The organism is Thermotoga sp. SG1 (assembly GCF_002865985.1).
GTDB lineage: Bacteria > Thermotogota > Thermotogae > Thermotogales > Thermotogaceae > Thermotoga.
In genome coordinates this window covers 275,174-287,627 of record NZ_LNDD01000005.1, presented here as the reverse complement: position 1 = coordinate 287,627, position 12,454 = coordinate 275,174, and the positions used below count along the sequence as shown (strand labels likewise).

Below are 12,454 nucleotides of genomic sequence, written 5' to 3'. Positions count from 1 at the left end.
AACTAAAATTGTATCACTCGAAGATGTGGTAAAATTATTAAAAAAGAAAAGGAGACTACGGAGGATGAAAAAGTGGGAACTTTCACACCCTGATGAACACGCTGTGAAAAGAATTTCACAGCATTTTGGTCTCAGTGAAATAGCCGCAAGGGTTCTGGTGAACCGTGGCATTGACACAGAAGAGGCTGCAAGATCTTTTCTGTTCACAGATGAAGCCTGCCAGCATGACCCTTTCCTCTTCAAGGACATGGGGAAAGCCGTTGAAACCCTCCTTCAAGTTCGCTCTGAAGGTCAACTCGTTCTGATCCATGGTGATTACGATGTGGACGGAATAACATCGGCTGTCGTGCTGAAGGAGTTTCTCGAAGAGAACGGCTGGAAGGTGGACGTCTACATCCCCCATCGAATCGAAGAAGGCTACGGCGTTCAGAAGGAAAACGTTCTTTCCTTCAAGGAGATGGGAGTCTCCTGTCTTGTGACGGTCGATTGTGGAATCACGGCCGTTGAGTCCATAGATCTGGCAAAAAGACTCGGTATGAAAGTGATCGTGACCGATCACCATGAAGTGAATGGAGACATTCCACCCGCCGATGCCGTTGTGAACCCAAAGGTGCCAGAAGAAGACTATCCCTTCAGGGACCTTGCGGGTGTTGGGGTAACCTACAAACTTGTACAGGCTCTCGCCCAGGTGTTGAAATATCCCGATGTCGAAAAGTACCTGGAACTGGTAGCCCTCGGAACAGTCGCCGATATGGTGTCCCTTCTAGATGAGAACAGGTATTTCGTGAAAAAGGGTATAGAACTCCTCATGAAAACAGAACGTCTGGGATTGAAAAAACTCCTGGAGAAACTTGGACTGAAAAGGCTCACCTCACACGATATCAGCTACAAAATAGCTCCCCGCCTCAACGCAGCGGGCCGTATGGGAAGTGCAACGGATGCTTTTATGTTGCTGACGATGAAAGATCCTACCAGAGCCGAAAGCGTTGTGGAGAGATTGATGGAGTTGAACAACGAACGCCGGAGAATCGAAAGGCAGATATACAAAGAGGCAGTCGAGAAAATCGAGGCGAACGATCTGTGGAAAGATCCCATTATAGTGGTTGCCGGAGAAAACTGGCATGTGGGAGTTATAGGTATCGTGGCAGCAAAACTTGCCAACAGATACGAAAAGCCTGTGGCGGTTGTCTCTCTCAACGACGGGTACGCCAAGGGCTCCATAAGAAGTTACAACGGCTACGACATAATGAACGCCTTCTCCGGTGACGTTCTGGAGATATTCGATGAAATAGGAGGACATTCCTCTGCTGCGGGATTCTCCCTCCGAAAAGAGCATCTGGAATCTTTCAAAGAGTACATAAAGAATATCGCCCTTGAGATGAAAGACGAGAAAGTGCTGGTGGATGCCGAAGTGAGCCTCAACGACATCGATGAAAGGTTCATCGAGGACATTCAGCTTCTCATGCCGTTTGGTCAGGGAAACCCCGAGCCTGTACTCCTGTTCAGCGACCTGCTCATAGAGAAGATACACTTCTTCGGAGAAGACAACAGCAACGTCTTTCTCCACCTGAAGGATGGAGAAAGGAAACTGGAAGTGATCGGGTACAACTTCAAGAATCTGTCGAACTCGTTTTCCGCCCTTCCTGTTGCTCCAACAAGGGGTAGCGTCGTCGTCAACCTGAGACCCATGGGAGACAGCCTGTCTTATTACCTTGTTTCTCTGGATGTGAAACCGGTCTTTCGCGTGAAGAGCAAAGAAGTGAGTTCTCTTCTGAGAAAAGCAAAAGAGGAAAAAATTCTGATCAGAATCCCGTACCCTTCCAAGACGAAGTTTCTGCTTTCGGTGAAGGAAGAAACCGGGGGAAGACTCGGCATCATTTCCCTGACGAACGCTTCAGCACAGAACGTCTCAGGTTGTCTGGCAAGATACAGTTCATCAAATGCATCAGGATATGTGAACTCTGTTTTCACCAGGGGGCTGGAAAACGACATCGTTGTTTTCACTCTTGTGGGTTTTCTGAAACATCTTCCTTTGAACGACTTTGATGTGTTCATCGTGAACGAATTTCAGGATTTTGTATCCCACAACAGCAACAGTCAGGTTCAGGAATTTCTGAACCTTCTGGAAAGACACCCCGGAAAATTTCTCTTCGTCTCCTCGATGAAAAATCCAGCCTTGGAAGACTTTTTGAGAAACGGTGAATACGAAGTTGTGGATCTCAAAACAAATGAACTTGAAGAGTTTCTGTTTTCAGACCAGAGAGGACGATTTGACCTTGAAACGCTCACAGGTTCCAGCGGTTTTTCGATAGTGGTTTCCGAAAAAAGGTTGATTCCAGACATCTACAAAAAACTCGGTAAGAAAGCGGTCGTTTACTACGCAGGCATGGATCTGGAGAAAAAATTGAAAGTGGTGGGATTGATAGAAAGCGGATCTGCCCGGAGGGCAATTTTCACGAGTAACACTGATGGTCTGCCCACCCATATCAAGGCTGATATCATTTTCTACGATTTTCCATTCAGCATCTACGAGATCGTGGACCTTCTGAGAAGAAGAACCGTCATCAATCTGTGCTATTCATCTCAGGACATGGAAAAGCGCCGGGCTGAACTGGAAAGGTTGTTCCCCAGTCCAGATAAACTGGAAGAGATAGCCCGTGCAACTGAAAGAACGAAAGACAGGACAGAACTGGAAGAGATCCTCGAAAATGACTACGGAATAAAAGGAAATGTCTTGAAGGATTTGTACGTGGACCTGATAGAGGAGTTGCGTTCCGGGAAAACCCCATGGAGAGTTCTTGAGGGCGATCTTGAAAAGAGTGTTTTCGAAGATACAGCCTTCGTCCTCACAGAAGACCTGAAAAATCTGTACTCCTTCTTCAGGGACAGGGTGATAAGGTGATCGTTGCGATAGATTACGGCGAGAGAAAATGCGGTGTGGCCTTTGGAAAAATTCTCCCACAAGACAGCGTGGTCGTACCCACTAAGGAACTCAAAAAGTTCGTGGAGAGGCTGAATCCTGATAAAATAGTTTTCGGAATGCCTCTTTCGATGAGTGGTCGATACTCACAGCAAACGTTCAAAACAGTCGAAACTGCCCTGTCTTTTTCGAAAAAGTACGAGACCTATCTGTGTGATGAAAGACTCACAACGAGAATTGCAAGCAGGTTATCGAAAAGAGACGATGTGGTGAGTGCAGCTCTTATATTTCAGTCTTTTGTTGAAAATCCAGCAGGATGTACGAAGGTCGAAGACAGAAGAAAGAAAGTCAATCTTTCACTGGAGAGCGTTTCAGACAAAAAGGTTCTTCTGTACGAGTTTCCTGACCCTTCTTTGAAATTGGATTCGAAAGAAACCGATGTGGTAACGAAGGACCCTGTTCTTGCCTATTTTTTCTACAAGAAAGGATACTTCGTTGAAAGAAACGTTCCCGAGAAAAAGTACGATCTGATCGTCTCAGGAAAAGAGTGTGAAGAGCTGAAAAAATATTTATCGGAAAAAGGAAAACTGGTGTGCCTGTAGCTCAACGGATAGAGCGCTGGACTCCGGATCCAGAGGTTGCGGGTTCGAGTCCCGCCAGGCACACCAGATTTTTTTTAGGAACATCCCACCTGAAGAAAGAACAATCAAAACGAGGAGGTTTTCGATATGCCAAAGGGAGACATCGGCATAGACCTGGGAACAGCATCCATCATCGTTTACAAAAGAGGTGAAGGAATCGTTTTGCACGAACCCTCCGTTGTGGCGATATCGGAGAAGACAGGGGAGATCGTCGCCATCGGTGAGGAAGCGAAGAAGATGCTCGGAAAGACCCCCGAGGGGTTGAAGGCCATCCGGCCGATGAAAGACGGTGTGATAGCAGACTATAAAACCATAGAAGCGATCATTCGAAGTTTTCTAAAGCGCATAGTCGGAAGGTTCAGTTTCATGAAGCCTTCTCTCATCATAGGGGTTCCCACAAAGATCACCGAGGTCGAAAAAAGGGCGGTCTTTGAGGCGGGTCTCAACGCCGGGGCTCGAAGGGTGCACATCGTTTCCGAACCGATAGCAGCCGCAATAGGTGCAGGAATAGATGTCATGGCATCCGAAGGAAACATGGTGGTGGATATAGGTGGTGGAACCACGGATATAGCCGTGATCAGCCTTGGCGGCACGGTGGTTGGAGAATCGGTGAGAATGGCAGGGGATGCAATGGATGAAGCGATAGTAAAGTTCGTTCGAAAAAAATACGGCCTCGTCATAGGGGAGTCCACCGCCGAAGATATAAAGAAGAGAATCGGAAAGACACATCCTGCCTTTGAGAACTACGAAGTCGAGATAAAAGGACGTGATGTGGTAACGGGGCTTCCAAGAACAGATCGAGTGAACTCAGAGGACGTAAGAGAAGCCATCGAACCCATCGTCATGGCCCTTCTCACAAAAATCAAGAATGTCCTCGAAAGAACACCACCAGAACTTTCTGCCGACATCATAAACAACGGTATACACCTCACCGGAGGCGGAGCCCTCCTCAGAGGTTTCGACAGAACCATCTACGATGAAATCCACGTCAAGACAATCGTGGCCGAAGATCCGATCACGTGTGTTGCGAGGGGAACAGGTATTCTCCTGGAGGATGAAAAGTTGTTGAAAACGGTCTGTGAAACGTTTGCGAGGTGATCTTCGTGACGAGGGGCATCTACAACGCATCCATGGGCATGCTGATCGATATGGCAAAACTGGACAGAATAGCCAACGATCTAGCAAACGTCGACACGGCTGGCTACAAACAAGACAGAGAAGCCTTCAGGGCCTACCTGAGAAGAGAAATCTTCAGACAGGAGCCAGATCCTATAGAAAAGAGGGTAGAAAAGGTTCCGATAGGTCCCCTCGAGTACTCCGTTGTGCTGGACGAGGTGAGAAGTGATCTCTCTCAGGGACCTCTCGAAGAAACAAAGGTCCCGTATCACCTCGCCATAGACGGTGAGGGGTTTTTCAGGATAGAATTCAACGGCCAGGAGTACTTCACCAGAAATGGAGAGTTCGAGGTGGGACGCGATGGATACATCGTTACAAACTACGGAGGATACCTCCTGGATGAAAACGGTGAAAGAATAGAGTACTTCGATGGCTTCACGGTGGACGGAGAAGGTTATGTGAGAGACGAGAACGGAAACGTGATAACAAGAATCGGTGTGTACACCGTGGAGAACCTTCAGAAGTTCGGAAACACCCTCTTCACCGGAGAAAATCCATCCTTTGCAGAAAATTTTAGGATTCTTCAGGGCTATGTAGAAAAATCAAATGTGAACGCCCTGAAGGCGATGGTGGACATGATCTCTGCAATGAGACACTACGAACTCTCTCAAAGAGCGGTCCTTGTCAACGATGAACTGAACGGAAAACTCATCAACTCCCTGGCTACTCTGAAGTGATCTGGAGGTGTCTGAGTATGATGATATCACTTTACTCTGCCGCAACAGGAATGTCCGCACAGCAATTCAAACTCGATACCATAGCGAACAACCTCGCCAACGTGGACACCACAGGGTACAAAAAGGTGAGGGCAGAATTCCAGGATCTCCTCTATCAGTACGTGAAGAACGCTGGAACTCCAACGGCCGCCACTTCCACCCTTCCAACGGGGCTGTACGTTGGACACGGTGTGAGAACGGCGGCAACAACACGGATATTCACCCTTGGAAACTTCGAGCAGACTGGCAACGCCCTCGACCTGGCGATAGCCGGAGACGGCTTCTTCCAGATTCAACTTCAGGATGGCAGAATTGCCTACACAAGAGACGGAAGCTTCAAAGTGGACAGTGAAGGAAGAATAGTCACCTCGAACGGTCTCCTTCTGGTACCCGAGATAACCATTCCAGAAAACGCCGTTTCGATAAACGTCTCTCCAGACGGCATCGTTTCGGCTGAACTTCAGGATGGTACCATACAGCAACTCGGAACGATCACGCTCGTGAGGTTTGTGAACCCATCCGGTCTGAAATCGATAGGAGACAACCTCTACATCGCAACACCCGCATCCGGAGATCCGATAGAGGGTGTCCCGGGTCAGGACGGCTTTGGAGCCATTAAACAGGGATTTCTGGAAAAATCCAACGTCGATGTCGTCAGGGAAATGGTGGACATGATCACCGCACAGAGAGCGTACGAGTTCAACTCGAGGGTCATACAGACAGCCGATGAGATGTTGAGAACAGCCACCAATGTGAAGAGATGATGAGTTATGAAAGTTTGTTTTCTAATACTGATGGTGCTTTTCTCCTCCTTCCTCTTCTCTGAAACCTTCACTCTGAAAGAAACACTCCTGGCCACGCCAGGAGTTCTTTCTCTGAACGACCTCACCTTTGAAAAGGTCGATACAGACAAAGACCTGATGGTCCTGCTTCCGGGTTTTGAATACTTCGTCTCCAAAAGTTTCCTGAAGATCAGATTTCCAGAGCACGAATTCACAGGAGCGGACCAGATAAAGATAACGGTAAAGGGTCCCGACGAAATCAGAAAAGTGGTGTACGAAGAAATCGAAAAGAAAATAGGAGTAAAAGACTTCGAAGCGTTTGTTGTGAAAACCTTCGGAAAGTTCCCACAGGACCTAGGTCTTTCCTCTGTTAGAGTCACCAGAATATCGAAGAACCTGATCAACGTTTTTCTGAAATTCACCGACGGTTCCTACGTGACCCTGAACGTTGTACTCAAAAAGGAAAGGAATGTGGTGGTCTTGAAAAGAAATATAAACGTGGGAGATGTGATAAAGGAAGACTTCGTGACCATGGAAGAAAGAGACATCTTTGAAATCAACGGCGAACCGTTCTACAGCCTCTTAGAAGTTGTGGGCATGGTGTCAAAAAGATACCTGAGATCCGGTACTGTTCTCACTAAGGATATGCTGGAAGATCCCCCCGATGTGGTAAAAGGGCAGATCGTTCCGGCGTACGTGGATCTTGGTAGCATAAAGGTCTCCACCTTCGTGGAGGTACTGGAAAACGGACACCTTGGAGAGACGGTGAAGGCCATGAACATCGAAAGTAGAAAATACGTTTTCGGAAGAGTTGAGAAAGGACCCGTTTTGAGAATACTGGGGGTGACGGAATGAAGAAGGCGTGGTGTCTGCTGTTACTCTTTCTAGCGGCAGCGATCTTTCCCTTCTCCATGTGGAACTCCTCGGGAGAGTCGGAATACAAAAATCTCCTTTCCATCCGAAAGGCTTCGAAAGTTGGAGACATAGTCACCATAGTGATTCGGGAAAACAACAGTCTGTCCTCAGAAAGGGAAAGCCTTGAAATACAGAAGACCCTCCTGGGCATCCTTGGAAACGTGGTGAGTGCAGCCGCCAACTTCAACCTCAGCAACTTCATACCAATAAACAACAACCCTTCACCACAGACAACACGGGGAGGAGAGATGAAATCTTCGGTGGTGGCAAAGGTTTCAGCCGTGGTCGTCAATGTCGATCCCTATGGAAATCTGGTGGTGGAAGGAAGAAAGACGATAAAGGTGGACAAAGACTACCAGGAGATCATCATAAAGGGAAAGGTGAGGCCGGACGACATAGAAATAGGAAACGAGGTGGATTCTTCCAAACTGGCAGACTCGGAAATATGGGTGAACGGAAAGCTGGTTTTCAGTGAGGAACCCGGCAAGGAAAGCTTCTTCGACAAAGTACTTTCATTCCTTGCAGAACTGTTCACGTGAGGTGATGAAAAGTGAGAAAAACCCTTTTTCTCATTCTTCTTTTAGTGATTCTCAGTTCTCTCTTTTCGATCACCACGAGAATAAAGGACATTGCGTTTTTCAGGGGAGCGCGTGACAACCAACTCTTTGGAATCGGCCTTGTCGTTGGACTCAACGGAACGGGAGATTCCGGAAACGTGAATTCTCCGCTCCTTCTTGAGATGATGAAAAAGTTCGGTGTCCAGGTTCCAGAAGAAGATCTGAGATCGAAAAACACCGCCCTTGTGATGGTTCTTGCAGACATTCCTCCCTTCGCAAAGGAAGGTATGAGGATAGACTGTGTGGTCGCCTCCATAGCCGATGCAAAATCTCTCGCCGGGGGATACCTCATACAGACACCGCTTTATGGAGCAGATGGAAAGGTCTACGCCGTGGCTCAAGGCTCTGTTACTCTCGGTGGTGAGGATGTGAAACTTTCAGCAAGTCTTCAGAAGAGATACAAGGTCGTTGGTTATCTCCCAGAAGGTGCCATAGTGGAAAGAGATATCCCTTCAGACATGCTCGAAGGAGACAGCGTGACAATACTTCTGAGAAATCCGGATATCACCACGGCGGCAAGAGTGGCAAGAGCGATAAACGAAAAGTTCGAGATGGATCTTGCAAAAGCCGTGGATCCTTCGGCGATCAAACTCACCGTTCCAGTTGCCTTCCAGGATGATCTCATCACCTTTCTCTCACTCGTTGAAGAGATAGAGGTGCAGCCAGATCTTCCCGCAAAGATAGTGGTCAACGAAAGGACCGGCACCGTCCTCTTCGGAGGGGGCGTGAAACTCTCAGACTTTGTGATCACGTACGGAAACTTCACGGTAAGTGTGTCAGCCGGAAAGATAGGTGACAAAGATGCAACCGTGGCCAACCTGGTCAACGCACTGAAAGCGGCGGGTGCCACCCCTCAGGACATCATCGCCATTCTTCAGGTGCTCCACAGATCTGGCTACATACTCGGTGAACTCATCATCATGTGAGGTGAAAGAATGTACGTTCTTGGAGTTTCTACCAGTATAAAGAATCTGAGGGATGCCAGTGTGGAATTTGTGAGTGAGTTGTTTTATAAACTGTTCAAAGAAATGTACGACTCCATTCCAAAGTACGATCTGATCCCTGAAACAAGCGCAGAGAAGTGGTTCAAAGAGATGCTCCTACACGAATACGCAGAGCAGGCCGCAAAACAGAGCCCGCTTACGGAAATGGTGATGAAGAGTCTTGGTGGAAAAACATTCTCCAGTCTTCCTCAAAGAGAATAGGCCTCTCTACGTGTAAGCAATCGAATCAAAAATGGTATACCCCGTCTGAATATCAACCTCGGAGACGTGTACGCAGCATAATAGGCTTTTATAAAAAGTCTTTTCAACTCCTTCGATGAGAAATTTGGGTGCTTGAACACCAGATGGGTCCCATCGAATTTTCTCCAGTCTTTTTCCACGATCAGATGTTTCAGTTTTTCAAAGAGTGCTGTTCCAGGATATGGCGTGAGAATTGAGAACTGTACGATGGACGCTTTCAGTTTCCTGGCAAATTTCACCGTTTTCTCTATGGTCTTTTTCGTGTCTTTCAACGCTCCAATCACAAAACTTGCAAACACGTCTATCCTGTATTTCTTCAAGAGTTTCACCACATCGAAGGCTATACCGGATTTCAGATTCTTCCCATACTCCTCCAGCACCTCGTCGTCTGCACTCTCAAAGCCTATGAACAGCATTTTACAGCCTGCTTTCGACATCGCCTCCACCATATCTTCATGTCCAAGGAGTTCATCTGCTCTCGAAAACGCCCACCATCTGAAACGAAGGTCTTTTCTCAGCATCTCTTCGCATAGATTCACAACCCTCTTTGGATTTATCGTGAAATTGTCATCGAAGAAGATCACAGAACCATATCCCATCTTCTTCAAAATCTTCAGCTCATCGATCACGTTTTCAACGCTTCTCCATCTGATTCTTCTTCCCATGAACTGAGAGGCGCTGCAGAACTCACAGTTGAAAGGACAACCTCTTGAGGTGATCAGGCTCGTTGCCCTCTCACCTGCGAATTTCGTCCTGTAAAGATACACTTTTTCTCTGTCAGGGAAGGGTAAGTCATCCAGATTCTCTATGAACTGAGAAGGAAACACAAAGATATCTCCATCTCTCACGTAAGCGACACCGGGTATTTGAGGGTGTTTTTCTTTGTTTGCGATACTTTCTACAAGATCTGAAAAAGCCCTCTCTCCCTCTCCGAGTACAACATAATCGCACAGGCCTTGCCGAAGGATCGTTTCGTAAAAAGCCGTTGCATGAGGCCCTCCCATCACCACCGTAGTACCACAGGCTTTTGCCTTCTTTGCGATCTTTTCTGCTACAGGAAATCGCACTGTGTCAACGGATATTCCCACCACATCGTACTCACCAAAATCGAAATTCTTCCAGTCGAATCTCTCCACGTTCATGTCCACAAAGTTCACACTGTATTCCTTTTCCCTGAGAGAAGAGCAGATGTACATGAGGCCAAGGGGAGGGTAAACAGCTCCGAGTCTGTAATAGTACCCTCCACTGTAAGGGTTTATGAGCAAAATTCTCATACAACCACCCCCAGGGCTATTCTATTACAAAAAAGGAGGGGCTTCAGCCCCTCCTTCTGGTTTTTCCCCTCTATCATCTCATGGGAATCGGAGTCCACTTTCCAAAGCTTCCCTGCGGGTTTATATGTCCCGTAAGAGAACCGTACATGGTGATGAACCACAGAAGAAGCGTCAGAGCAAGAAGAACGATACCAAGGAATCTTATAACTTTGTTTTCCCTGAGTTTCCAGACTACAGGACTCAGAACACCGACAAGACCTGCCGCGATGAATCCGAGTCCAGAGGTGGCAGGATGTCTTGTCATTCCGTATCCTATTATGGAGCCACCGACTATGATAGCGTATATTCCCGCAAACAAAGCAAAGATCGTCGTGGGCATGAGGTCCCATCCCTTTGCAACGGCTATGGCTGCCGCCAGAAAGACAAATCCGTACAGAAGGAACGGTTCACCGAAGGCAATGTTGTGACTTCCGGGAAGTGGCCAAGTCAGAACCATGTGAAGCCCTGTAGCGATCGCCAGAAGACCAACCGCTGCAAAAGCCGGAGCAAAGGGTTTCGCCTTCTCGGAATCGTTCAAACCCTTGAGAACAAACGCGATGAGAACACCGAGCCCGGCAACCACGTCTGCCATGAACACGGTCAGGTAATCAACGAACATACCCACACCTCCTCATGAAAAGATTTTGACACTGAAGATTCCCTCCACAAAGTCCTTCAACCAGGGATTTTCCTTCATCACTTTCTTCACAAGGGATCTCAGATTTTCTTCACACTCTTTCAGAATCTCCTTTTCTTTCATGAACGACATCAATCCGTTCCAGTCACGGTTTTCAAACATCTCCCTGGCTTTTGGAAACTTCTCCATCGCCGTCACCAGCGGAAAGGAAGCAACACCGTTTTTGAGATCGAGGAGGCCGTCTTTTCCGATCTTTTCTGTTTCCGCAAAATCCATGATGTCGTCGAACATCTGATAGATGGTCCCGATGGTAACACCGAGTTTGTAGAGTTCTTCTCCTGATTCTCCTTTCAGCAACGCAGGAAGCTGGAGTGCAAGGCCAAAAAGTGCACCGCTTTTTCCCTCGACTATGCGGAAGTACTCTTCTTTTGTGATCGGTGTGTGTCTCTTCAGTTGCTCGAGCAATTCCCCTTCCGACATCTTTCTGATCACGTTCAAAAACGACCTTCTCAGTGTGTCGTTTTCCAGTTCTTCAACCGTCTGGAACGCACTGACGAGGACCAGATCCCCCGCCGCCACCGCCGCCCTGTCACCGTACAGGGAGTTTATCGTCTCTTTTCCCCTCCTAAAGCGAGCACCATCGATCACATCGTCGTGAAGGAGTGATGCCAGGTGAACAAGTTCCAGTGCGGCAAGGGACGATATCGCATCTTCGTCGATCTCCACTCCACTGTTTTTGAAAGAAAGTATCGAAAGTCTCACCCTCAGCATCTTTCCAAAGAGCGGAAGGTCCCTCATTATTTGCTCTGGAAAAAACTCAGAAAGAATCTGTACAATGCGTTCTCTGACCCTTTCTAGTTCACAGGAGTTTTGGTTCAGGCTGTTTTCCATCATCCGCTTTGAACACCTCCGGGTAGTTGTCCACAAAACCGTTCTGCTGCATCTCTATCTCGAGGGATCTCTTGAGTTCGAGAAGATCCTGCCTGAGTCTTTCTATCTTTGAGATGACCTCTTCTATGAACCTTATGCTGTTGGTCACAACGTTTATGTTCTGATGGCCACAGTGTGGACACGTCGTGACGATTATGGAATGCAGTTTCTGCCTTGGCTCTATCTGATAACTGTTTCCGCAGGTGGTGCAGAGAACAGTTCCTTCAGTTTCCACGCAGGGAAGTTTCTTCCTGTCTATCCTCACATACATAAAACCACCTCACCCGAATTTGTATAGTATCCCGTAGTTCCCCCTCGGATACTCCCATTCTATATTCCCAAATGGGCAGACCACCCTGCAGGTACCGCACTCAAGACACCCCTCGAACTTCACTTCCATTCCTTTTTCCGTCCACTCGTACACGTCCGCAGGGCAGCAACTTATACACGGCCGATCAGCACACTTTTTTGCGCAGACGCTTTCGTCTTTTATCTTCAAATGGGGATTTTCCTCGTCCGTTCTGTATCTGTTCAGGTAGAGTTTATCCTCGATCCTCACGACA

Annotated in this window: 14 protein-coding genes and 1 tRNA gene; 10 read left to right on the top strand and 5 right to left on the bottom strand. The window is 47.6% G+C overall.

What is annotated here, in order from left to right:
• The first annotated feature begins 64 nt into the window (after positions 1-64).
• The 10 genes from recJ (at position 65) to AS006_RS09135 (ending at position 8,972) form a co-directional block, all read left to right on the top strand.
• Positions 65-2,902, top strand: coding sequence for a single-stranded-DNA-specific exonuclease RecJ (gene recJ, locus AS006_RS09180; RefSeq protein WP_101514041.1), 2,838 nt, complete (start codon positions 65-67; stop codon positions 2,900-2,902).
• Positions 2,899-3,522: a RuvX/YqgF family protein gene (locus AS006_RS09175; RefSeq protein WP_101514040.1), complete on the top strand. Its 624-nt coding sequence runs from the start codon at positions 2,899-2,901 to the stop codon at positions 3,520-3,522. The genes recJ and AS006_RS09175 overlap by 4 nt, the downstream gene beginning before the upstream one ends.
• Positions 3,513-3,588: transfer RNA gene (locus AS006_RS09170), tRNA-Arg, on the top strand. Before AS006_RS09175 ends, AS006_RS09170 begins: the two co-directional genes overlap by 10 nt.
• 60 nt (positions 3,589-3,648) lie before the next feature.
• Positions 3,649-4,659, top strand: coding sequence for a rod shape-determining protein (locus tag AS006_RS09165; protein WP_101514039.1), 1,011 nt, complete (start codon positions 3,649-3,651; stop codon positions 4,657-4,659).
• Positions 4,660-4,664: 5 nt separating this feature from the next.
• Positions 4,665-5,414 (top strand): flagellar hook-basal body protein, encoded by a 750-nt coding sequence (locus AS006_RS09160; RefSeq protein WP_101514038.1) that lies wholly within the window; start codon positions 4,665-4,667, stop codon positions 5,412-5,414.
• Positions 5,415-5,431: 17 nt separating this feature from the next.
• A complete protein-coding gene (flgG, locus tag AS006_RS09155; protein ID WP_038067586.1) occupies positions 5,432-6,217 on the top strand; it encodes a flagellar basal-body rod protein FlgG in 786 nt (261 codons plus the stop codon).
• Between the two features lie 6 nt (positions 6,218-6,223).
• Positions 6,224-7,090 carry a flagellar basal body P-ring formation chaperone FlgA gene (gene flgA, locus AS006_RS09150; RefSeq protein WP_101514037.1) on the top strand — a complete coding sequence of 289 codons (867 nt, stop codon included), beginning with the start codon at positions 6,224-6,226 and terminating at the stop codon, positions 7,088-7,090.
• Positions 7,087-7,689, top strand: a complete 603-nt coding sequence (locus tag AS006_RS09145; RefSeq protein ID WP_101514036.1) for a flagellar basal body L-ring protein FlgH — start codon at positions 7,087-7,089, stop codon at positions 7,687-7,689. The genes flgA and AS006_RS09145 overlap by 4 nt, the downstream gene beginning before the upstream one ends.
• 11 nt (positions 7,690-7,700) lie before the next feature.
• On the top strand, positions 7,701-8,693 hold the full coding sequence (locus tag AS006_RS09140; RefSeq protein WP_101514035.1) for a flagellar basal body P-ring protein FlgI: 993 nt from the start codon (positions 7,701-7,703) through the stop codon (positions 8,691-8,693).
• 9 nt (positions 8,694-8,702) lie between these two features.
• A complete protein-coding gene (locus AS006_RS09135; protein ID WP_101514034.1) occupies positions 8,703-8,972 on the top strand; it encodes a rod-binding protein in 270 nt (89 codons plus the stop codon).
• On the opposite strand, the gene AS006_RS09130 is transcribed toward AS006_RS09135, so the two are convergent.
• From AS006_RS09130 to AS006_RS09110, 5 genes are all read right to left on the bottom strand, one after another.
• Positions 8,960-10,285, bottom strand: coding sequence for a radical SAM protein (locus AS006_RS09130; RefSeq protein WP_101514033.1), 1,326 nt, complete (start codon positions 10,283-10,285; stop codon positions 8,960-8,962). The two genes, AS006_RS09135 and AS006_RS09130, sit on opposite strands and share 13 nt — an antisense overlap.
• Positions 10,286-10,358: 73 nt before the next feature.
• A complete protein-coding gene (locus AS006_RS09125) occupies positions 10,359-10,943 on the bottom strand; it encodes a DUF981 family protein (protein WP_101514032.1) in 585 nt (194 codons plus the stop codon).
• A gap of 12 nt (positions 10,944-10,955) precedes the next feature.
• Positions 10,956-11,855 carry a polyprenyl synthetase family protein gene (locus AS006_RS09120; protein ID WP_101514031.1) on the bottom strand — a complete coding sequence of 300 codons (900 nt, stop codon included), beginning with the start codon at positions 11,853-11,855 and terminating at the stop codon, positions 10,956-10,958.
• Entirely contained in the window at positions 11,821-12,162 is a 342-nt protein-coding gene (locus AS006_RS09115) for a hypothetical protein (RefSeq protein ID WP_101514030.1), read from the bottom strand. Before AS006_RS09115 ends, AS006_RS09120 begins: the two co-directional genes overlap by 35 nt.
• A gap of 9 nt (positions 12,163-12,171) precedes the next feature.
• Complete coding sequence (locus AS006_RS09110; RefSeq protein WP_101514029.1) at positions 12,172-12,450, bottom strand: ferredoxin family protein; 279 nt, start codon at positions 12,448-12,450, stop codon at positions 12,172-12,174.
• Positions 12,451-12,454: the final 4 nt, after the last annotated feature.